Source organism: Enterococcus sp. GC34, from assembly GCF_040886645.1.
GTDB classification, from domain to species: domain Bacteria; phylum Bacillota; class Bacilli; order Lactobacillales; family Enterococcaceae; genus Enterococcus; species Enterococcus faecalis.
This window is the reverse complement of sequence record NZ_JBFOEF010000008.1, coordinates 25,536-47,824: the sequence shown is the minus strand read 5'-3', so window position 1 is coordinate 47,824 and position 22,289 is coordinate 25,536. Positions and strand designations below refer to the sequence as shown.

Here is a 22,289-nt window from a genome sequence, read left to right as displayed (position 1 = left end):
TTTGAGATGTTTTTCGTTGCTTAATAAGACAAAATATAAAATATACTTGCCTTAAAAACTCACATAAAAGAAAGAAGCAATCGCCACAGCAAATGAAATAATAGCAAACACTAAACTACTCCATAGTCCTAACAGAATAAATGGTGAGGTTCTTTTGCCGCCCTCTTTCTTTAAGTAGGCAAATGTCCGTCCAGTAACAATGAATTGCCAGATACTAATCAATAAAAAAATACCGCCAATTAAGTAACGCATGTCCTCGTCCTCCTTCTATTTAGTATACCACTTGATGAAAACGTTATCAAAAAGCTGTATAAAAAAGTTGCCTTTCAAAAAAGAGAAAGGCAACTTTTTTGACGGTTTAACGGACGTCACCCATTAAGTTTTGGATTGGTTTTTTCACAATGAATAAGAGAATCCCAGCAACGACAGCTACAAGTCCGACAATCCCAAAATATGCTGACTCTGTTCCAGGTGTATAGAAACGAGCAATTTGAGCGTTAATGGCTTGTGAAGCGGCATCTGCTAATAACCAAATAGCAACGGTTTGAGCTTCGAAAGCTTTCGGTGCTAATTTTGTAGTAATCGATAAGCCAACGGGAGATAAACACATTTCTCCGACAATCATAATGAAGAAACTAAAGAATAACCAAAGTGGACTCACCCGTCCTTCGGTACCATAAAGTAGACCTGGCAACATTAATAAGACGAAGGAAAGACCAGCAAAGACTAGCCCTAGTGAAAACTTCACAACTGTTGATGGTTGACGTTTACCTAGTTTTGTCCATAATGTAACAAAAATAGGGGTCAAAATAACTACGAATACAGGATTTAATGATTGGAACCAGCTAGCGGCAATCGGGAAGCCAAACAAACTCGTTTGCGTCCGTTCATTTGCAAATAGAGCAAGAATAGACGAACCTTGTTCTTCCAATGACCAGAAAACAATTGCTGCTAAGAATAATGGCAAGTAAGCCAGAACTTTTGGTTTTTCTTCAGCAGTGACATCTTTAGACGTTAACATTTTGCTGAAATAATAAACAGGTAACAGGATTCCTAACACGCTGATGGTATTAATAAAGAAATCAATTGTTAAATGTCCTGTGACATAGGCTCCACCAAAAATAAGTAAAGCAACGACAATTGCCAACATAAATGCTTTAGCAAATTTCTTTTGCTCTTCTTTAGACATTGGATTAGTTGGGGCCTGACCAATCCCAGCAAGAGATTTACGTCCTTGGAAATAATATTGTAGTAGCCCGAAGAACATCCCAACTGCGGCAACGGAAAAGCCTAAATGATAATTATATTCTTGTCCTAAAGTTCCGACAACAAGGGGAGCGATTAAGGCTCCGATATTAATCCCCATGTAAAAAATGGAGAAGCCTGCATCTCTACGTAAGTCAGTTTTTGAATAAAGATGGCCAACCATCCCTGAAACGTTTGGTTTTAACATCCCAGTCCCAAATACAATTAACATAATAGAAACGAATAAGGCGGGGACACCAAATGGGGTAGCGAGAACAATATGTCCAGCAATGATTAACAAACCACCAATAAAAACAGTTTTCCTTGAACCTAAGACACGGTCAGAGACCCAACCGCCAATGATACTGGACATGAAAACCATTGATCCATAAATGGACATGATGGCTAAGGCAGTTGCTTTGGGGAGACCTAAACCGCCATTGGCTACGGTATCGTAAATGTAATACATTAGAATAGCACGCATGCCGTAGTAACTGAAACGTTCCCACATTTCTGTGAAGAACAGTGTTGCTAGTCCTTTCGGTTGTCCCAGAAAGGATTTGTCTAATTTCTCAAGTTGTTCTTTGTCACTCATAGATAAAACTCCAATTCTTATAATATTCAGAATATTTGATAATAAAATGACTTAAATGTAGATTCATATATTTTATTACTCATAGATTGGAAAATAGAAAGAGAAAAAACTGATTATGTTTTTAAATAACAAGTGTTCGAGCGATTGTTTGTTTTTTATTCGTGAATTATGATAAAAATGAATATTTATTCTGCTTTATTTTCAATAATTTGTTTTCACAGTCGTTTTAGCTGTTCTTTTTTTGAATAAGATTAAAATGAATAAATAACAAGCAAAATATAAGATTTTTTTGTTTAACTCTTTTTGTTTCAATAGGAAGTGCTTAGTGTTTTTTCAGAATCGAAAAATGAATACGACAAAAAATTTATCTATATAATAGAAGGAAAAATAAAAATAGTGAATGATAAAAAAATTCAAAGAAAACACCTGTTCTTTTTAGGCGTGAGTTTTTGAAAAAAACATTCTCATGTCTAGTATCTTTAACATTTTGTTACTTTTTGACTGAAACGAATGTAAAAAAACCGACATTTAATGGCTAATCAAGGGTTGGAAAACGGTTTCTTAAAAATAAAATCCTGTTTTTTTAACTTTTTTTCGCAAAATATAAACAGGATAATATCAAGCTTCCAGTAGCTTTTTATTACAAAATGTAACAAAACCGACATTCTAGTAATAAATTGTCACGAGATATTCACCTACGGCCGGCCATTCGATGATAAAGTATGTGAAGTCGTTTCGATAAAGCGAAGCAGACGTGGTTGTTGCCGAGAGCTAAGAGCAACAATCAAATATTTTTAATTACAAAGGAGAAACATACATGAAATCAATCAAAACGATTTTACTTGGAACAACTTTGGCCGCAGGTTTAGGATTATTCTTAGGAACAGACGCAAACGCAGAAAGCTTATATACAGTTAAAGCAGGAGATACTTTATCAACAATTTCTCATCAATTTGCAGGAGACAATAGCTTAATTCAAAAAATTGCTTCTGATAACAAATTGCCAAACCTTGATTTAATTTTTGAAGGAGAACAATTAGTTATTCGTTCAGAAAAAGAAGTTGCTAATACTCCAGCACCAGCTGTAGAAGTTGCACCAGTGCAACAAGTAGTTGAACAACCTGTTGCTCAACCAGTACAACAAGAAGTACAACAACCTGTTGCTCAAGAAGTAGCGCAACCAGCAGCACCTGCCGCAAGCAGTGATGCAAAAGAGTGGATCGCACAACGTGAATCTAGTGGTTCTTACGATGCAACAAACGGTCAGTATATCGGTCGTTACCAATTATCTGCCTCTTATTTAAATGGTGACTATTCACCTGCCAACCAAGAACGCGTGGCAGATCAGTACGTAGCAGGTCGCTATGGTTCATGGGATGCAGCTAAATCATTCTGGTTAGCAAATGGTTGGTACTAAAATTAAATAAACGAAGTAATCTAATTACTTATTAAAAACCATAAACAAAAAAACAGTAACCTGTAAAGATTACTGTTTTTTTTGTCGATTTGTTAAGGTACAACGCCCAACGCTCGTCAATTGGTGGTCTGCGTTATAAATTTTTGCTTCCCAAACTTGAAGGGTCTTTCCCGAGTGATTGGGCGTCGCAATCACGGTAAGGCTACCATCATGGACACTGCGAAGATGATTTACTTGTAAGTCTATGCCGACAGCAAAAGTGTTTTCAGGAACGTTTTCGTTCGCACCTAAACTACAGGCAGTTTCAATTAAGACGCCGTTTAAGCCCCCGTGGACAAGGCCATAGGGTTGTTTATGCACGTCTTTTACCGTTAAAGTAAGCTGACATTTCTCAGCAGAAACGTGTTGAATCGTGATGCCTAAATACTCTAAAAGATGAATAGTAATCAGTCCTTTCTAATAAAAGAGAGAATAAAAGGTTTTTTATTTATTATACAGGAATGAAGAAAATTTGAAATAGCCATGTTTTTTCTTAAAATTCAAGCGACTTTTTCTCTAAAGTGCCGATTCTTGTGTATAATAGAAAAGATGAGATTAATGAAGGAGGTTTCCTAATGAGAAACTGGACAACAATTAAAGAATATGATGAAATTTTATTTGAGCAAGCAGGCAAAGTAGCAAAAATTACTATCAACCGCCCGCATGTTCACAACGCATTCACACCAAAAACAGTCATGGAAATGATTGATGCATTCAACATTAGTCGTGATAAAGAAGATGTCGGGGTTATTATTTTAACAGGCGCAGGTGACCAAGCATTCTGTTCTGGTGGCGATCAAAAAGTTCGAGGTAATGGTGGTTACGTTGGCGAAGACAACATTCCACGTTTAAATGTGTTAGATTTACAACGGTTAATCCGTGTCATTCCCAAACCAGTCATCGCAATGGTGAAAGGCTGGTCCATTGGCGGCGGCAATGTTTTACAATTAGTTTGTGATTTAACAATTGCGGCGGAAAATGCTAAGTTTGGGCAAACAGGACCAAATGTCGGTAGCTTTGATGGTGGATACGGCTCAGGTTACTTAGCGCGTGTTATCGGCCATAAAAAAGCGAAAGAAGTTTGGTTTATGTGTAAACAATATTCTGCTCAAGAAGCTTTAGATATGGGCTGGATTAATACCGTTGTTCCATTGGATCAAGTAGAAGATGTGACAATGGAGTGGGCAGAAGAAATGTTAACCAAAAGCCCGATTGCTTTACGGATGATTAAAGCCTCTTTAAATGCCGATACAGATGGCTTGGCTGGTGTGCAACAATTAGCTGGTGATGCGACACTTCTTTACTATACAATGGCTGAAGCACAAGAAGGCCGAGATGCATTTAAAGAAAAACGGACACCAGATTTCGATCAATTCCCTAAATTCCCATAAACCAATGACTTGGTTAAATAAACAAGTACAAAAACGTCCCGATCATCCTGCTTTTTATTTTCAGGATGAATCTTGGACGTTTTTAGAAGTGCAACAAGAAGTCAGCCATTGGGTAGCCACATATCAACAGGTGCTTGCACCAGAAGAAAAACGTGTGGCTTTATTCAGTAAGAACAGCAAAGAGTTGTATTTTTCAATTCTAGCCTTATGGGAATTGGGGAAAGAGTTATTATTTTTAAATACGCATTTGACACTTGCTGAACTGACTTTTCAGTTAAAAGATGCGCAAGTTAAAACGATTATTGGTGCGCCTGAAACGCAGGCTTTGTTAGAAGAAATTTCTTTTGTCGACGTTCAGCCAATGATTAAAAAACAGCATAGTCTTTCACATCAGGAGTTTCAACAGCCAAGTGACTTAGAGTCGGTGGCTTCTATTATGTATACATCAGGAACTACAGGACAGCCTAAAGGGGTCTTGCAACGGTTTAAAAATCATCTGGCCAGTGCTAGAGGCACTCAAGAAAATATGGGGATTACTGCTGAAGATTGTTGGTTGTGTGCAGTCCCATTATTTCATATTAGCGGATTGTCGATTGTTGTTCGACAACTCGTCTTAGGTTGTAGTATTCGCCTTTACGATAAATTTGATGAACAGCAAGTGACACAAGATTTACAAGAAGGCCGTGGAACCGTCATTTCAGTGGTTGCGACAATGTTGCAACAATTATTGTCTGTCTATCCTGAGGCTGGCTACAGCGCCAGCTTTAAAGGAATGCTATTGGGCGGCGGACCGATTGCACCGGATAAATTAGCGCAGTGTGAGGAAAAAGGGATTCCAGTTATTCAATCTTATGGGATGACGGAAACGTGTTCGCAAGTTGTTGCCTTGAAATTTGAAGATGCGGCACTGAAAATCGGCTCTGCTGGGCAACCGTTAAAAGATATGCAGATCAAAATTGTTGATGAACTAGGACAAGAACAGCCAGAAAAACAAGTCGGGGAAATTTTACTTAAGGGACTAAACGTTGTTTCAGGTTACCTTAACCATCGTCAACCTGAAAAATGGACAGCGGATGGTTGGTTTAAAACAGGCGACATGGGCTATTTAGATGCACAAGGTTACCTGTATTTGGTTAGTCGTTTAAGTGAACTCATTATCTCTGGTGGTGAAAATATTTACCCTACTGAGGTTGAACAGGTGTTACAGGCGATAACAGGAATTAAAGCAGCGGCAGTTGTAGGAGAACCAGATGTGCAATGGGGAGCCGTCCCAGTTGCTTATGTGATTAGTGACCAAGAACTCACCTTAGCGCAAATTCAAGACCAGTGTTCACGAAAACTGGCAAAATATAAACGACCGAAACGCATTTATTTTTGTCATTCTTTCCCGCAAACAGCGAGTGGAAAGATTGCCAAACATCGTTTCATGACAGAAGAAAGAGAGGCGTTTTTAATCAGATGAAATTGCCTGATGAATTACGACAAGCCTATCAGAAGAATGCCCGTCAGTTCAGTTGGGTTTTTCCATTAGAAACAGAACAAACAGCCTTGGCAATTTTTGCCGCTGGTGAAAAGGCATACCAAGGAGAACGTTTTTTTTGGCAAACGCCGAAAAAAGATTTTGCTTTGGTTGGCTTCGGATATGAAACTATCTTAAAAGGCGCAGAAACAGAAACGCATCAATTGAACAACTTTTTAAAAAAAGAGGCGGCAACTCGTTTTCAAAATATGTCTATTTCTGGTACGGGGGCTCTTCTGTTTGGCGGTTTGCCTTTTGATACAGAACAAACGCCTACTGAGGCCTGGGGAGAGTTAGGGGAAGGTTGGTTTTATCTACCAAGTATTCTATTTACTTTTTCAGGTTCACGTATTTATGGAACGCTGAACTTTTCAGGTTCTAGTGAACAAGAAGTCGAGGAACGTTGGTCGACTTTGGTGGCTCAGTTTGATCGCTTGTTAGCTACCTGTGAGGAGTTGCCAGCTGTAGCGGAAACAAAGATTGAAAAGGAAGAAGTTGCCGTGACTGAATGGCTACAAGCTGTCAACGAAACCGTAGCAGTCTTAAGAGAAGATGGCCCTTTAAAAAAAGTGGTTTTGGCTCGACAACTTGCTGTGAGCAGTCCTGAAAAAATTCGAAGTAACCAAGTGCTCGTTAATTTAATAGCACAACAACAAAATACGTATTTGTTTGCTTTAGAAGCCAACGACACAAGTTTCATTGGTGCAACACCAGAACGACTTCTGTTGGGTACTAGAGAAACGTTTGCGACCGCTTGTATTGCAGGAACCATTAAAACGGGTCAAACACCAGAAGAAACGAAAACTTTAGGAGCACAACTTTTGCAAGACCGCAAAAATACCGGAGAACACCAAATTGTGGTGGAACGTTTAGCGAAAGAGTTGGCGAAGATGACGACTTCTGAAAACAGTATTCAAGCACCCATTATTTTGGAAAATCGAGATGTACAACATCTTTATGTGCCAATCTCGGGTCAACGTAAACCGGGAATTTCGTTTTTGGAAAGTGTGATGCAGCTACACCCAACGCCAGCTTTAGGCGGTGAGCCCAAAGAGTTGGCAGTCGAATGGATTCGACAATATGAGCCAGGGAGTCGTGGGTTATATGGTGCGCCAATCGGTTGGATTTCAGGGAATGATGATAGTGGCGAGTTCGCTGTGGCCTTGCGTTCAGGTGTCTTTGCTGGTCAGCAAGGCGTTCTTTATGCAGGTTGTGGTATTGTTGCGGATTCCCAAGCAGAGCTAGAAAGAGAAGAAACGAAAATAAAATTTCAACCGATGTTACGAGGAATTGGAGGGCAGGTTTAATGAATCATCAAGAAACAATGACCGATTATTTAACGGCCTTTATTGAAGGCTTAAAAAATAGCGGGGTTGAACAAGCAGTCATTAGTCCAGGGTCCCGTTCCACACCACTGGCTTTATTACTTCATCGGGAAACTGCAATCCAAACATTTGTCGATGTCGATGAACGTTCCGCTGCTTTTTTTGCTTTAGGATTAAGTAAAGCGAGCCAAAAACCAGTGGTCTTACTTTGTACCTCTGGAACAGCAGCTGCAAACTATTATCCAGCAATTTGCGAAGCCAATATTAGCCATGTGCCTTTAGTCGTTTTAACAACGGATCGGCCGCATGAGTTACGTCAAGTTGGTGCTCCTCAAGCCATGGACCAATTACAAATGTATCAAAATCATGTGAAATTATTTGTTGAAATGGCTTTGCCAGAAGCAACAGAAGAGATGTTGAATTACGCCTATTGGCAAGGCGCTAAAGGAGCAGCATTCGCGCAACAAACGCCTGCAGCACCTGTTCATTTGAATTTTCCTTTGCGGGAACCATTATTACCTGACTTAGAGAGAAAAACAAAGAGTTCTCAACAAACGGCTTTATTCGCTGGTCAATCAATCCTTTCTACAGAACAAGTGCAACAGTTAGCGGATCAATGGTACCAGAAAAACGGCGTCTTGGTTGTCGGTGGCAGTCATACAGAGGAAGAAGCGACGTTATTTATTCAATTAGCCGAAGCTTTGCAATGGCCGTTACTAGCGGATCCTTTAGCAAACATTGTGACACATGGGCAAAATAGTGAAGTTGTTATTGCACACAGTGATCTGTTTCTAAATGTGGCGACCTTGCCGCAAGAACCAGAAGTGGTAGTGCGTTTTGGTTCGCTGCCAATTTCTAAAAACATCATGTTATGGTTGAAACGCTTAGCAACGACAGAGACTGCTTTTTATTTTGTGGACGAAAATGGTCAATGGCAAGAGCAATTGAAAAAATCACAAACCGTTATTCAGGCAAAGGAAACCACGTTTGTAGAACAACTACTAACGGTTGTCAAAACAACAGAAGCGACTTGGTTAGCACAATGGCTCCTGCTGGAAAAAACGGTCTCTGAAGTTCTTCTAGAAACGCTGAACGCGACAGAATTAAATGAAACAACAGCCAGCTTAGCTGTTCACCAAACGATGAAAGAGAACGGTCAGTTATTTGTATCTAATAGTATGGCTATCCGCTACTTAGATCGATTTATGGATAGTCGCCCTTATCGGATGTTTGGAAATCGCGGCATCAACGGGATTGATGGGATTGTTTCAACTGCTTTAGGAATGAGTGCCATAGAACCGACACAGCAAAACGTTCTACTGATTGGTGATTTAGCGCTATATCATGATATGAATGGTTTATTTTTGGCTAAACGTTATCAGTTGCCGTTAACAATTGTTTTATTAAATAACAATGGTGGCGGGATTTTCTCTTTTCTATCTCAACGAACTTTACGTGAGGACGATTTCGAGCCTTTATTTGGAACACCGCTTGATTTAGATTTTTCGTTAGTTGCTGAACTTTACGGTGCTTCGTACCAAGAAGTCAAAACAATCGTGGAGCTCAAGCAAATTTTACAAGCAGCGGCTGAAGAACCACAATTTCAAGTGATAGAAGTCAAAGGAAATCGCCAAGAGAATGTTCATTTGTACGAATCAATTTTAGCTGAAATTGGTAGACGAGTAGAAAGACAGGGGATTTCATGGAACGGTTAATTCGGGGGATGCAGTACCATTATCAATGGTTAACACCTTTTGATGCAAAGCGAACGACACTAGTCTGTTTACATGGTTTCACAGGAACGTTAGCCACGTTTGCAGCTGTTTTTCCCAGTCAAACACCTTATAACGTTTTAGGCATTGATTTACCTGGGCATGGCGCGACTGCTAGTTTGGTAGCACCAGAGCGTTATACCATGAAACAGGTTTGCCATGATCTTGCTGAACTAACCGAATCGCTAAATTTGCCTTGCTTTTGTTTACTAGGCTATTCAATGGGCGCTCGAACAGCTTTAGGTTTTGCATTACATTATCCACAAAAGGTACAGCAGCTTTTATTGGAAAGTGGATCACCAGGTTTGGCCACCGCCGCAGAACGTCAGGCTCGTATCTGTCAAGATCATCGTTTGGCGGAACGTCTCTTAGAGGAACCGCTGGTGGATTTTATTGATTTCTGGCAAGAATTACCGTTATTTCAAACGCAAAAAGCCTTGTCTGTGGCACAGCAAATGGCCATTCGTCAGGAACGTTTGAGCCAATCGGCCTTTGGATTGGCTAGTAGTTTGTGGTATATGGGTACAGGAGCGCAAGAGAGTTACTGGGAACGTCTAGCAGAATTGCAGCCGATTCCTACCGATTTATTGGTAGGCGGCGAAGATCAAAAGTTTATTGGAATTGCGAAAAAAATGCAGGCACGTCAACCGTTGTTGAGGCTGACAATTTTTTCTGAAGCAGGACATTGTATCCATTTGGAACAACCAACGATTTTCTATGAAAAGGTGACAGCATTATTGGAAGGAGCTATCTGAATGAACATTCAATCAATTGAAACCTATCAGGTTCGTTTGCCTTTAAAAATGCCGTTTGTCACGAGCTATGGTCGCCTGGAAGAAAAAGCGTTTGATCTATTTGTAATAACGGATGAGCAAGGAAATCAAGGGTTTGGCGAATTAGTGGCTTTTGAGCAACCTGATTATGTGCAAGAAACGTTGGTAACCGAACGCTTCATCATCCAACAGCATTTAATTCCGTTACTTTTAACAGAAGCGATTGAACAGCCGCAAGAGGTTTCAACAATTTTTGAAGAAGTTAAAGGACATTGGATGGGAAAAGCTGCGTTAGAAACTGCCATCTGGGATTTATATGCCAAACGGCAACAGAAGAGTTTAACTGAATTTTTTGGACCAACGCGGAGGGAAATTCCTGTAGGGATTAGTTTAGGGATTCAAGAAGAGTTACCTCAATTGCTTAAACAAGTTCAGTTAGCTGTAGAAAAAGGGTATCAACGAGTGAAGCTGAAAATTCGTCCCGGTTATGATGTGGAACCTGTTGCTTTGATTCGTCAGCATTTTCCTAACTTGCCTTTAATGGTCGATGCAAATTCAGCGTATACATTGGCAGATTTGCCTCAATTGCAACGTTTAGATCACTATCAATTAGCGATGATTGAACAGCCTTTTGCTGCAGATGATTTTTTAGACCACGCACAATTACAAAGAGAACTGAAGACAAGAATTTGTTTGGATGAAAATATTCGTAGTCTCAAAGACTGCCAAGTGGCGTTAGCATTGGGCAGTTGCCGTAGTATCAATTTGAAGATTCCTCGTGTAGGTGGGATTCACGAGGCGTTGAAGATTGCCACATTTTGCCAAGAAAATGATTTATTGGTTTGGTTAGGTGGTATGTTTGAGTCTGGTGTTGGTCGCGCATTGAATTTGCAATTTGCGTCACAGCCTACCTTTTCCTTTCCAGGTGATATTTCAGCAACGGAACGCTATTTTTATGAAGATATCATCACGGAACCTTTTATTTTAGAGCAAGGGACAATGACCGTGCCTCAGGGACTTGGTATTGGTGTTACACTTTCCCAGACGAATTTGCTAAAATACAGTCAGTATCAAAAAATCATGTAATGATAACAAAATTGCGCCTATGACTATGCAGAGAAGCATAATCTAGGCGCAATTTTTTATTTTTCTAATTGACTCGCTGCGGCTTCATCCAAGAGAACCGTTAAATTTGGATGGAGTTGAAGAATAGAGGCAGGATATGTTTCTGTGACAGGTCCTTGGAGCACTTGTTTGACCATCTGAGCTTTTTGTTCACCATTTACAATTAGGACAAGATGCTTAACTTTCATGATGCTGGCTGGCCCCATCGTAACAAAGGTCATGCCTGGCTGCATCATTTCAGGAACAAACCAAGGCTCTGAACCAGTGACGGTCACTTGATAGGTTTCATTTTTAAAATGAGTGGTAGTGGGCATGTTCCCACAAAAATGACCATCTGCTCCTAAGCCAATTAACATCAAATCTAAGCCGCCTGCGTCAGCAATCCGTTGTTCTTGTTGTTGAAAGTTTTTAACAGTTAATGGATGGATGTTTTGCTCGGATATTTCTGCAGGTGTCAAATACAGCGTCCGCAAATCTGTCAGGGTAATGCCTTCCTTTTGATGAGGAACTGGGATTTCATCAAAGTTATAATAATGAACATTATCAAAGTCAGATGAATTTTTCACAATCGAGGCTAATTTTTGGTAAACAAGTGTTGGCGTTTTGCCAGCGGTAATTGATAAATTCACTCGTTTATCTTGGCTCATCGTGCTTAGAAGTAACATTTTTGCCCATTCACTCATCGTGTCGAAATCTTGTTTAATTAAAATTTTCATACTTGCACACTCCATTCTTTGAATAAGCTAAGTATAATTTGTGGGAACCATCCCATGTCAAGTTCTTCACAAAAAGGATTTAATTAACGGTAGACAAAAGAAAGAGGGGCAGCCGTCAAAACGACGACTGCCCCTCTTTTTAAAGCTTAAGATAACCTACAACGAGTTAACTTTTTAGCTTTCTGTTCCACTTGCTCCACTTGCTCCACTTGCTCCAACGCTGGTCTAAACGTTCTTTTGACCAACACTGTTTAACAAAGAATTTTATTTTATTGTTCTTTTAACCATTTTTCTAGTTGTAAACGTTGCACTTTCATAGTAGCTGTGTGAGGGATTTCATCAAAAGCCATAATGATAGGTTCGTTTAAATGTGGTAAATCGGCTACTTGTGTCCACCAAGCGTCCCAATCCATTTCTTCCCCAGGAACAACCGCTAAAATTGGCTGAGGTTCATTTTCTTTGCCACGGACAATAATCACTTCTTCTAAGAAATCTAATGCATCCAATAAATGATCTTCAATAGCTAAATTACTGTCGATGTTTTCAATTAGATCTACTTGGCGATCTTTCAAGAATAAGTGGCCGCGTTCATCTAACATTCCGTAATCGCCGCTGTCCCACCATTCGCCGTAGACATTTTCTGCAAAGCGGGCATCTTCTTTGTAATACGTTAAGGCCCGTCCTTTTGATAAGAATTGGATATGGCCATCCGTCATCGCAGGTAAAACTTGTCCTTTTTCATCGGTAATTCGAGCTTGTGTTAAATCCTCTAAACCAACACCCATGTCACGAGCATCTGAATCTTTTAAGGAGTCTAAAGTATGCGCTCGTAAGATCATTGGCCCGCATTCGCTTTGTCCATAAACTTGTAGGAAAATTGGTTCATTGGCAGCAGATGCTTTTAAGAAAGCCACCATTGTAGCGTTGTTAATTGCATCAAAAGTAGAATGATAATAATGGACACTAGCGAAAGCTTCAGGTTTTTCTTTGGCCAAACGAACCCATTGAACGAAGTTATTGGGGTGTGTTTCTACAGCGATTGGTTGATAGGTGCTGAACATTTCAGCGACTTTTTCGCTCGAAGCATTTGCTAAAGGCATCATAGGGAAGCCCATGGCCATTAAAGAAGACACACCAATGTTAAAACGAGAATGAACTGGCGAAATATGAAAGCCAACTAATTTCTTTTCAGCAATTTTTGTAAAAATGGTTTTTTGCCATTTTGTACGCCAACCCATAGAGTGATTGGAATGACAGATAAGTTTAGGAATACCTGTTGTTCCAGAGGTGTGGGTCATGTAGGCAATTTCGTCTTTAGTCAGTTCGTCTTGAGGAACTTCCGTGGCATCAGCTTCTAAAAGAGAAGCAACCGAAAGTTTTTTATTGGCAGAGCTGTTACGAACAGCTTGAACTTTTTCAGCAGTCACATCATCAAATAAAATATAAGGATCTTCTAAACGATCAACGAATACTTCAATTGTTTCAAAAGGTAAATGGTATGAAACCATTACAGGAACGGCTGCTAGATATGAGGCTGCAACAGCTAGTAAATACGTGTCGAATTTAGGACTTTTATAAATAATAATTTTGTCGCCTTTTTTTACACCTAAAGCGGCTAATTGATATGCCCGTTTCAAAATTTCTTGATGGCTTTCACCATAAGTTGTTTCTAAGCCAAGTGCAGGAAAAGCAGGCAAGGATTCATCAAAAATAATTGGAACAGTTGGTGTTTTTTCTGCGGCTTCTTGATAGTTTGTGTAGAGGTTTAATGGTTGATAATCAAGTAAGTGTGTCAAGGGAAAGTCTCCTTTGTAAAATAGTTTGTGTACAAATGTACAAGTTCACTTTATCCTATCATAGAATGGGTTCTTTTTCTACGTCAAAAATACAACATTAAATGTTATTTTTTATTATTCACAAGCACAACGTTTGCTGTATCTGACAAAGTTTCCTACAATAATTATGTAAGTAACAAGTTCTCAGAAGTGTAAAACTTTACAAAGGAGAGGAATTTACATGAAAAAAATCTATGAAACAACTATAATTAATACGGGTGGACGTGCAGGAGAAGTTCACTCACCGGATAAATCATTTTCTTATGCGGTTGCTTCGCCAGGTGTCAAGAAAGAAAATACAACAAATCCAGAACAATTATTCGCAGCGGCTTACAGTGCTTGCTTTAACGGTGCATTAGAATTAGTGATGGATCAAGAAAAAGTCGAAGGTAAAAGTACAGTAACTGCACGTGTTTCCTTATTCCAAGGAGAAGATGGCTTTAGCGTTGGTGCTGAATTAGAAGTTCATATTGATGGGGTAGATCAAGCTAAAGCAGAAGAACTTGTTAAAAAAGCCCACGAAATTTGCCCATATTCTAAAGCAACAAGAAATAATATAGATGTTAAATTAACTGTGATTTAATTAAAAAAGAAGCGCTTTGTCGTATAGACAAAGCGCTTCTTTTTTAGATAACAGTCCACAAATTATACATATTTAACAAAATAACTAAAAAAACAACTAAACTATAAATTTGGGCGACCCGTTGTTGAGATAATTTTTTACTGAAAAGACCGCCGACATAACCACCGAATAAAGCGGCAGGAATAATAGCCCAAAGCATTGTCAAATCAAAAACCGCAAACCCTGTGGTCAAGCCGATATTGCCAAGTTTGGCGAGTTGGGAGAAAAAAATAGTAATGATGGAATAAACAGTTGCTGATTTGATATCCATTCCAAAAAAGAGAATAAGGCAAGCTACATTAATGGGACCGCCACCGATGCCTAAAAAGGTTGATAGAATCCCTAAGCCTAATCCGACAATCAGAAAAATGCTCAATCCGTTGAGGTGTAAGTGCCAGTTGGAAAATTGATTGTAGAGAAGAACCAAAACCAAGGTCAGCAACATGATGATATATTGGATTAGTTGTACTTTTTCTTCATTTGGCGCTAGTGCAATCGCCTGATTAAGAAGTAAATCACCCAACATACCGCCGACTAAGGAACCAAACGAAATACTCGCGGCTTTTTTCCATTCAATTTGGACACCATTTTGATACTGTTTATAAGTCGAAGAAATGGACATGACAAAAACAGCGACACTTGAATAGAACGCAATACTATTTAACGAATGGAACCCAAGAAAATCCAAAACAGGCTTAATAATGACGCCTCCACCCATCCCAGAGAGCGCCCCAACTGTATTGGATAGAAAAATAGTTATGAAATAAATCAGCAAAACCCGCACATAATCACTCCTAAACCGTTTTCTTTTAGTATAGCACAAAAATTATATAAGAAATGCAATTTCATTTAAAAATATTTTTAAAAAGAACTTGAAATGATATTTCTTTAATGGTATTCTACAAATACAAAAAAGAAAACGCATTCAAGGAGGATGAGAAAGCATGACAGTATCGATTGGTATTATTTTGATTTTATGTCTTTACACAGTTGTTGGTGTACTTGACCAAATTTCTATTCAGATTGGTCCATATACACCATTGTTTGCTGCAACGTTTACTGGCCTAGTCTTAGGGGATGTTCAAACAGGTTTGATGATTGGGGCAACGCTTCAATTGATGACATTAGGTGTAGCGACTTATGGAGGAGCAACAGTCCCAGACTTTCTTTCGGGGGCCATTATGGGAACGGCTTATGCAATCATTTCAGGGAAAGGGGCAGAGTATGGTATCGGAGTTGCGGTTCCGATTGGGTTATTATTAACACAACTAGATATTTTAGGCAGAATGGCTAATACGTTTTTCCAACATAAAGCAGATCGCTATGCGGAAGAAGGAAATTATAAAGGGGTCGAGCGCTGCAATGTTTTAGGAATTTTTCCTTGGACGATTTCTCGTGTCATCCCAGTTTTTATTGGCCTAGCTTTTGGTGAACAAGTTGTAAACGCTATCAATAATTGGATTCCTATTTGGGTGATGAATGGGTTAAAAGCAGCAGGTGCTATTTTACCAGCGATGGGGATTGCTATTTTAATGCGTTACTTACCAATTAAAACATACTGGCCTTATTTTATTATTGGGTTCGTGTTACTTGCTTATGGGGCCCAATTCTTCTCAGTTTTGGGTGTCGCACTGGTTGGCTTGGCTTTAGCAGCGATTTATGTGATGAATCATAACAAAGGCGGTGCAGCTACAACAAGTGGCACGGTTATTTACGAAGATGATGAGGAGGTTGAGATTGATGACTAACAAATTAACAAAAAAGGATATTAATAAAGTTTACGTCCGTAATCTTTTTGGCTATCAGTGGGGCTGGAACTATGAAAAAATGCAAGGACTTGGTTACGCTTGGGTGATGATGCCTGCATTAAAGCGACTATACAGTGAAGATCCAGTAGCTATGAAGAAAGCCTTGAAGACACATCTTGGCTTTATGAATACGACGCCAGCCATGTCACATTTAATTGTCGGAGCTGATATGGCTTTGGAAGAAGAAGTTGGCATTGAAGATGAAACGGCCATTACTGGCTTGAAAACAGGTCTAATGGGTCCGTTTGCTGGTGTTGGTGATACCATTTTTATCGCGATTTATCGTGCGATTGTTTTTTCGATTGCAGCTTACATGGCGCAAGGGGGCCAGGTTGTTGGGTTACTGATCCCGTTAATTGCCGGAGCAGTGGTCTTATGGGTTCGCTATAAATTCACTTGGATTGGTTACCATCAAGGGAAAAAAATTGCGACAGAATTTGCGGATAAAATGAAATTGTTTACGCAAGGTGCAGCTATTTTAGGGTTAACGGTGGTCGGCGGTTTGATTCCTTCGGTAATTACTTACAAATTAGATTTAACTTATAAAATGGGAGATGTAACATTATCTGTTCAAGAAATGTTGGATAAAATTTTACCCGCATTAATTCCTTTAGGGATTGTTCTTTTATCCTATTGGTTACTAGGGAAAAAGAAAATGAATTCAACACGGCTAATCTTTGTTTTAATTTTAATTGGCATGGTTTTAGGCAATTTACAACCAATGTTGGCTTGGGTTGGCGGTTTATTTTAAAAAAATAGTATATAATAGGAGAGATTTATTATGACAATTGTACATGCAAGAGTAGATGAGCGTTTAATTCACGGACAAGTTGCAACCGTTTGGACGAATACGGTTGGCGCACAAAGAATCATGGTAGTAAATGATGCCGCTGTCAAAGATCAATTACAAATTGGTGCCTTAAAAATGGCTAAGCCTGCAGGAGTTAAATTATCCATTTTATCAAAACGTAAAGCGATTGAAAAAATTTTAGCAGGCAATTATGATGAAGAAAAAGTCTTTTTAATTACGAAAGACATTGCAGACATGGCGGCTTTAATTGATGGCGGTGTTCCGTTACAGAGCTTCAATGTCGGCAATATTTCTCAAAAAGAAGGCAGTCGAGCAATTAAAAAATCTGTTGCATTAACCGATGAAGATATTCAAACCGTTCGTCGTTTAACAGATAATGGGGTGACTATTACCGCACAGATGATCCCTTCTGAACCAAACGAAGCAATTTTAACTTTCATAAAATAGAAATGGAGATGAGAAGATGGAGCCAATCCGTTCAATCAGACAAAAATATAAGGACTTTTCCAAAGTAAATAAGAGAATCGCAGACTATATACTGAAGGATCCGACCCGTCTTCTCTCATTAACAGCAAACGAAATTGCTAGCAATAGCGAAACTTCTCCGGCGTCAGTTACCCGTTTTTCTAAACAATTAGGGTTTGACAGCTGGGAAGAGTTAAAACTATCCATTGCAGCGGTACAAGCTGCCAGTAACGGTAAAAAAGATATTGATCCAATTGTAGCGGCGGATGATTCGGTGGATACTATTTGTATGAAAGTGGAATCTTTATTAAATGCTACGATTGAGGATTTATTTTATACAGTGGATAAACAAGCCTTGGAACGAGCAATTGCGCATGTTAAAAAAGCGGAAAAAATTCATTTGGTTGGAATTGGTGCCTCTTCTTTAACGACTTATAATCTTTATCACAAGTTTAACCGCGCTGGTCGCCAAGCAATTTTTAATTATGATAGTCACATGATGTTGGAGTTTTTAAATTATGCAACGGCACAAGACATTTTGATCACGGTCTCCTATAGTGGTTTGACAAAAGAAGCCTTAATCGCCTGTGAAATTGCCAAAAATAGAGGCGCAACGGTTATTTTTATTACCAGTAATGATGGAGAAAACGTGCGATCATTGAGCGATGAAGTTCTTTTAGTCCCCAATAATGAGCACCTCATTCGAGTTGGGGCTATTTCATCGATTGCTTCGTCAATGGCAATTGGCGATGTTCTGTATTTAGGTTCAATTCAAGATGATTTAGACACAGAAATTGAACGCAATATGATTGAAACGAGTCAACTTGTCAGCCGTCTAAAAGAGAAGTAGGGGTGTGCAAGCAAATGAACTTAGAAGGATTAACGACAGAAGCCAGAAATGAAGCGACTAAAAAGATTGACCAAGTGTCAACATTAGAAATGGTAACTTTAATAAATCAAGAAGACCAAAAGGTAGCACAAGCAATTGAAAAGGTGCTTCCGCAGATTGCTGCAGCAATTGATGCAGCGGCAGAACGATTTAAAAAAGGGGGCCGTTTAATCTATTGTGGTGCAGGAACGTCTGGACGTTTAGGTGCTTTGGATGCGATTGAATTAACGCCCACATATAGTGTGTCGCCAGAACGCGCATTTGGTATTTTAGCTGGTGGTGAAAAAGCAATGTATCAAGCAATTGAAGGCGCTGAAGACTCGAAAGAATTAGCTATCGAAGATTTAACGCAACATCAATTGACCGCCCGAGATGTCGTAATTGCGATTGCTGCTAGTGGTCGGACACCATATGCCGTTTCTGCAATTGAATACGGAAAAAAAGTGGGCGCTCTAACTATCTCAGTGACCTGTAATAATCAAAGTCCGATGAATCAATTGGCGGAAATTGGGATTGCGCCAATTGTCGGACCGGAAGTCATTACAGGGTCAACTAGAATGAAAGCGGGGTCAGCACAGAAAATGGTGTTAAATATGTTTTCAACAGGGATTATGGTTAAAGTAGGGAATATCTATCAAAATTTGATGGTCAACGTACAACCAACGAACGAAAAATTAATGCAACGTGCCACGAATATCATTAAAGAAGCAGCAGAAATCGAGGAATCGCAAGCCAAAGAATACTTGGAGGCAGCACAGCTAGAAGTGGCACCAGCCATTGTAATGGCAAAAGCCCACGTTGATTTTCAAAAAGCCAAACAACTATTAGCAGAACATGACGGACGGATTTCAGAAGTTTTAGCATAGAAGTGGTGAACAATGAATCAAATCGCAATTCAAGAAACAATTCAGAGACTGATTAATCAGCAAGTCGTTCCGGGTGTCGCTTGGGGGACGATCACAGAAGATAGCTTATCAGAACAGTATACGGGCTTTTTAGGTAATACTGGTCCATTTGCAAGACAAAAGGTTTCATCAGCTAGCCTGTATGATTTAGCGTCCTTAACGAAAGTTATTGGGACAACAAATCGAATGTTACAATTAATCGATACAAATCAGCTTGCTTTTTCAACCACTGTGGGGGAAATCCTACCTGATTATCAAGGACTATCTTGTTCGATAGGGGAGCTTCTACTGCATCAGAGCGGACTGCCAGCTGATGTTGCTGATAAGAAAAATGTTACAAAAAAAAGCTTGCAAGAAATCATTTTAACGCATTCGTTATCTGAACGAGGGAAAACCACTTATTCTGATTTAGGGTATTACTTATTGGGAGAAATTATTCAAGTGTTGGATCGCTGCTCATTAGAAGAGAGCTTTCAAACATACGTATTTCAACCAATGAACCTACAGCATACAAGTTTTACGGTCAGCGATTTTGCCCAGGCAGTGCCCACAGAGATTACAAAACAACGCGGCGTTATTCAGGGAGTGGTCCACGATTCGAAAGCCTATCAACTGAAAGCGCCAATCGGCAGTGCAGGTTTATTTGCAACTTTACCAGATTTACTCACTTTTGTTCAGTGTTTTATGAACAATCGATACCCGTCTGGCAAACCATTATTTTCTGAAAAAATGTTCACTGCTCTCTGGTCTATGAACCAAGGGGGACGTACATTTGGTTGGGAAGTGAAAAAGACGCAAGCAGGGGCAGACTATTTGTATCATACTGGCTTTACTGGAACGGCGATTGGTATGAAAAAAGAGACCAAAGAAGCCCTAATTTTGTTGACGAATCGGATTCATCCCACTCGTGAAGAACGTGGCTTTCTGAAAGCGCGAACAAAAATTTATCAGCAGTATTTTTAGGAGGATATGATGAAACCAAAATTAATTTTAATGAGCCATGGACGGATGGCAGAAGAAACCTTAGCTTCTACTCAAATGATTGTCGGGGAATTAGCAGATGCTGCGATTGTGTCAATGACCGCAGAAGATGGCTTGAGCGGCACGCAAGCAAAACTGGCAGCAATCTTAAAAGAAGCTGGCGATGTCCCGACGCTTGTATTAGCTGACTTAAAAGGAGGAACACCTTGTAATGTGGCTATGATGGCCATGGGCACTTATCCGCAATTGCGAGTAGTCGCCGGACTTAATTTAGCAATGGCAATTGAAGCAGCCGTGTCACCTGTGGAAAATGTGGATGAATTAGCTGCATATTTAACGCAAATTGGCCAATCTGCGGTGACCACGATTGACTTACCTGAATTAACAGATGAAGAAGAATTTGAAGAATAGCAAAAAGGTGTTGTCTCAAAGACAACACCTTTTTTAAGAACCAGGGATATTCCGTGGTTCGTTTTTGGTTGTGACAAAGAAAAAGAACAGACTTAGTAAAATAACTAGGATGCCATCGTTAAACATCGGATTTACGAAGTTTAAAATAGCACTTAAGATAACTGGCACGGTAGCACAATACGTAATAATTTTTAAACAATCAATCAAACGTAAAGAATAAAAACGTAATTTTGAATAGAGAGATGCACCGATAGCGGCAATCAGTAAGTCTAAAACTAAACCGATTAGAACAGGGTAGATAGCCACTAAAAAGACAATAAGTTTTGTCCACCAGGGGATCGCTGCTTCACTTAGCGCAGTCTTGATACTCTGAGCATTAACGCCATCTAAGGTTCCTTTACTATAGGGGAAGATAAATTGGTCGGTGCCTAGAATTGATTCAGTTGCTCCTGAATTTGGTAAGGCGACTACAAATTCATCTTGTAAAAAAGCTAAACCAAACGCATTACCAATTAAATCCTTTTGGACATCAGCGGCTGTACGCTTTCCATCTGGATCAAACGTAAAAATAATCGAGTCGGTTTGATAAATAAAACCAGATTCTTTGGCATTTGTTTGCAACGTGCCATTTTCAATAGAAAAGTCAGGCAACTTTTCTGCAATTTTTTGGCCATCTTGTTGCACCTCTTGTAGCACAGAAAAGACTTGTTTGGTAATAGGTAGTGCTAAAATAGCACTTAAAAAAACAGCATAGAGAATTACTTTCCAAAACGCCATTCTTTTCGCATGCCGTAATTCTGAAACTGAAAAAAAGGCCTGCTTAAATAATTGCAATGTATTCATTTATTTACTCCTCACATCATTCTTCTACAGGTCATTCTAGCGAATTTATGAGGGAAACACAAGGTAATCTCCCTCTTTTGTAAAACTTTTCTTTTGGCAAGCAAACTATTTTGTAGAAAGCGGTTCACTCTGTTATCATAATAGTTGTATGAAAGACGTATGTTACATACTAAAAAATAGGGGGATTTAAAAAATGACTTACACATTACCAGAATTACCATATGCTTATGATGCATTAGAACCTTACATTGACGTGGAAACAATGCACTTACACCATGATAAACACCACAACACTTATGTGACTAACTTAAACGCAGCGATTGAAAAACATCCAGAATTAGGCGAAAAATCTGTAGAAGACTTAATTTCAGATATGAATGCTATTCCTGAAGATATCCGCACAGCCGTTCGTAACAATGGTGGCGGTCACGCAAACCATACATTCTTCTGGGAAATTATGGCACCAAATGCTGGTGGTCAACCAACTGGCGCTATTAAAGAAGCAATCGATGAAACATTTGGTAGCTTTGATGAAATGAAAGCTGCTTTCAAAACAGCTGCAACTGGCCGCTTTGGTTCAGGTTGGGCTTGGTTAGTTGTGAATAACGGTAAATTAGAAATCACTTCAACACCAAACCAAGATTCACCATTAATGGATGGCCAAACACCTGTTTTAGGTCTTGACGTTTGGGAACATGCGTATTACTTAAAATATAAAAACGTTCGTCCAGATTACATTGAAGCATTCTGGAACGTTGTTAACTGGGATAAAGTAAACGAACTTTTTGCAGCAGCAAAATAA

At 39.4% G+C, this 22,289-nt stretch carries 23 protein-coding genes; 16 read left to right on the top strand and 7 right to left on the bottom strand.

Translation table 11 applies throughout. The features are described 5' to 3' along the window. Nucleotides 1-51: 51 nt before the first annotated feature. Nucleotides 52-252 (bottom strand): immunity protein PlnM, encoded by a 201-nt coding sequence (locus AB3I72_RS09450; RefSeq protein WP_010717459.1) that lies wholly within the window; start codon nucleotides 250-252, stop codon nucleotides 52-54. A gap of 106 nt (nucleotides 253-358) precedes the next feature. Further along, entirely contained in the window at nucleotides 359-1,840 is a 1,482-nt protein-coding gene (locus AB3I72_RS09445) for a peptide MFS transporter (RefSeq protein WP_002355315.1), read from the bottom strand. Between the two features lie 817 nt (nucleotides 1,841-2,657). On the opposite strand from AB3I72_RS09445, the gene AB3I72_RS09440 reads away from it, so the two are divergent. Beyond that, a complete protein-coding gene (locus AB3I72_RS09440; protein WP_002355317.1) occupies nucleotides 2,658-3,257 on the top strand; it encodes a LysM peptidoglycan-binding domain-containing protein in 600 nt (199 codons plus the stop codon). Nucleotides 3,258-3,326: 69 nt separating this feature from the next. Here the strand turns inward: AB3I72_RS09440 and AB3I72_RS09435 are convergent, their stop codons facing one another. Further along, nucleotides 3,327-3,707: a PaaI family thioesterase gene (locus AB3I72_RS09435; RefSeq protein ID WP_179189531.1), complete on the bottom strand. Its 381-nt coding sequence runs from the start codon at nucleotides 3,705-3,707 to the stop codon at nucleotides 3,327-3,329. Nucleotides 3,708-3,871: 164 nt separating this feature from the next. Here AB3I72_RS09435 and menB point away from each other — a divergent pair, with 164 nt between their 5' ends. From menB to menC, 6 genes are read left to right on the top strand one after another with little or no spacing between them, the layout of a single operon-like run. Then, nucleotides 3,872-4,687: a 1,4-dihydroxy-2-naphthoyl-CoA synthase gene (menB, locus tag AB3I72_RS09430; RefSeq protein WP_002361188.1), complete on the top strand. Its 816-nt coding sequence runs from the start codon at nucleotides 3,872-3,874 to the stop codon at nucleotides 4,685-4,687. Between the two features lie 4 nt (nucleotides 4,688-4,691). After that, nucleotides 4,692-6,149, top strand: coding sequence for an o-succinylbenzoate--CoA ligase (locus AB3I72_RS09425; RefSeq protein ID WP_174121416.1), 1,458 nt, complete (start codon nucleotides 4,692-4,694; stop codon nucleotides 6,147-6,149). After that, a complete protein-coding gene (locus tag AB3I72_RS09420; protein ID WP_368023863.1) occupies nucleotides 6,146-7,513 on the top strand; it encodes an isochorismate synthase in 1,368 nt (455 codons plus the stop codon). Before AB3I72_RS09425 ends, AB3I72_RS09420 begins: the two co-directional genes overlap by 4 nt. Then, nucleotides 7,513-9,246, top strand: coding sequence for a 2-succinyl-5-enolpyruvyl-6-hydroxy-3-cyclohexene-1-carboxylic-acid synthase (menD, locus tag AB3I72_RS09415; RefSeq protein ID WP_368023862.1), 1,734 nt, complete (start codon nucleotides 7,513-7,515; stop codon nucleotides 9,244-9,246). The genes AB3I72_RS09420 and menD overlap by 1 nt, the downstream gene beginning before the upstream one ends. Further along, on the top strand, nucleotides 9,234-10,058 hold the full coding sequence (menH, locus tag AB3I72_RS09410) for a 2-succinyl-6-hydroxy-2,4-cyclohexadiene-1-carboxylate synthase (RefSeq protein WP_368023861.1): 825 nt from the start codon (nucleotides 9,234-9,236) through the stop codon (nucleotides 10,056-10,058). The genes menD and menH overlap by 13 nt, the downstream gene beginning before the upstream one ends. After that, nucleotides 10,059-11,162: an o-succinylbenzoate synthase gene (gene menC, locus AB3I72_RS09405; protein ID WP_368023860.1), complete on the top strand. Its 1,104-nt coding sequence runs from the start codon at nucleotides 10,059-10,061 to the stop codon at nucleotides 11,160-11,162. A 56-nt stretch (nucleotides 11,163-11,218) separates the two neighbouring features. Here the strand turns inward: menC and AB3I72_RS09400 are convergent, their stop codons facing one another. Together AB3I72_RS09400 and AB3I72_RS09395 are read right to left on the bottom strand one after the other, a co-directional pair. Then, entirely contained in the window at nucleotides 11,219-11,917 is a 699-nt protein-coding gene (locus AB3I72_RS09400; protein WP_368023859.1) for a glucosamine-6-phosphate deaminase, read from the bottom strand. A 269-nt stretch (nucleotides 11,918-12,186) separates the two neighbouring features. After that, on the bottom strand, nucleotides 12,187-13,713 hold the full coding sequence (locus tag AB3I72_RS09395; RefSeq protein ID WP_002366111.1) for an acyl-CoA synthetase: 1,527 nt from the start codon (nucleotides 13,711-13,713) through the stop codon (nucleotides 12,187-12,189). A 220-nt stretch (nucleotides 13,714-13,933) separates the two neighbouring features. Here AB3I72_RS09395 and AB3I72_RS09390 point away from each other — a divergent pair, with 220 nt between their 5' ends. Further along, on the top strand, nucleotides 13,934-14,335 hold the full coding sequence (locus AB3I72_RS09390) for an organic hydroperoxide resistance protein (RefSeq protein WP_002355332.1): 402 nt from the start codon (nucleotides 13,934-13,936) through the stop codon (nucleotides 14,333-14,335). Between the two features lie 43 nt (nucleotides 14,336-14,378). Here the strand turns inward: AB3I72_RS09390 and AB3I72_RS09385 are convergent, their stop codons facing one another. Continuing rightward, nucleotides 14,379-15,149: a sulfite exporter TauE/SafE family protein gene (locus AB3I72_RS09385; protein WP_225581367.1), complete on the bottom strand. Its 771-nt coding sequence runs from the start codon at nucleotides 15,147-15,149 to the stop codon at nucleotides 14,379-14,381. 169 nt (nucleotides 15,150-15,318) lie between these two features. On the opposite strand from AB3I72_RS09385, the gene AB3I72_RS09380 reads away from it, so the two are divergent. From AB3I72_RS09380 to AB3I72_RS09350, 7 genes are read left to right on the top strand one after another with little or no spacing between them, the layout of a single operon-like run. Further along, nucleotides 15,319-16,122, top strand: a complete 804-nt coding sequence (locus AB3I72_RS09380) for a PTS sugar transporter subunit IIC (protein ID WP_002358431.1) — start codon at nucleotides 15,319-15,321, stop codon at nucleotides 16,120-16,122. Continuing rightward, nucleotides 16,097-16,933, top strand: coding sequence for a PTS system mannose/fructose/sorbose family transporter subunit IID (locus AB3I72_RS09375; protein ID WP_196782459.1), 837 nt, complete (start codon nucleotides 16,097-16,099; stop codon nucleotides 16,931-16,933). Before AB3I72_RS09380 ends, AB3I72_RS09375 begins: the two co-directional genes overlap by 26 nt. A gap of 30 nt (nucleotides 16,934-16,963) precedes the next feature. Continuing rightward, nucleotides 16,964-17,440, top strand: a complete 477-nt coding sequence (locus AB3I72_RS09370; protein WP_002355337.1) for a PTS sugar transporter subunit IIB — start codon at nucleotides 16,964-16,966, stop codon at nucleotides 17,438-17,440. A 16-nt stretch (nucleotides 17,441-17,456) separates the two neighbouring features. Continuing rightward, nucleotides 17,457-18,308 carry a MurR/RpiR family transcriptional regulator gene (locus tag AB3I72_RS09365; RefSeq protein WP_002355339.1) on the top strand — a complete coding sequence of 284 codons (852 nt, stop codon included), beginning with the start codon at nucleotides 17,457-17,459 and terminating at the stop codon, nucleotides 18,306-18,308. 14 nt (nucleotides 18,309-18,322) lie between these two features. Continuing rightward, the gene (gene murQ / locus AB3I72_RS09360) at nucleotides 18,323-19,213 is read left to right on the top strand and encodes an N-acetylmuramic acid 6-phosphate etherase (protein WP_002361198.1); all 891 of its coding nucleotides are present in this window, start codon (nucleotides 18,323-18,325) and stop codon (nucleotides 19,211-19,213) included. Between the two features lie 12 nt (nucleotides 19,214-19,225). Further along, a complete protein-coding gene (locus AB3I72_RS09355; RefSeq protein ID WP_061100670.1) occupies nucleotides 19,226-20,215 on the top strand; it encodes a serine hydrolase in 990 nt (329 codons plus the stop codon). A 9-nt stretch (nucleotides 20,216-20,224) separates the two neighbouring features. Next, a complete protein-coding gene (locus AB3I72_RS09350; protein WP_010708253.1) occupies nucleotides 20,225-20,644 on the top strand; it encodes a PTS sugar transporter subunit IIA in 420 nt (139 codons plus the stop codon). Nucleotides 20,645-20,677: 33 nt separating this feature from the next. On the opposite strand, the gene AB3I72_RS09345 is transcribed toward AB3I72_RS09350, so the two are convergent. Continuing rightward, a complete protein-coding gene (locus AB3I72_RS09345) occupies nucleotides 20,678-21,487 on the bottom strand; it encodes a DUF1189 domain-containing protein (RefSeq protein WP_368023858.1) in 810 nt (269 codons plus the stop codon). 193 nt (nucleotides 21,488-21,680) lie between these two features. Between AB3I72_RS09345 and AB3I72_RS09340 the strand changes: the two genes are divergently transcribed. Continuing rightward, nucleotides 21,681-22,289: a superoxide dismutase gene (locus AB3I72_RS09340; protein WP_002361201.1), complete on the top strand. Its 609-nt coding sequence runs from the start codon at nucleotides 21,681-21,683 to the stop codon at nucleotides 22,287-22,289.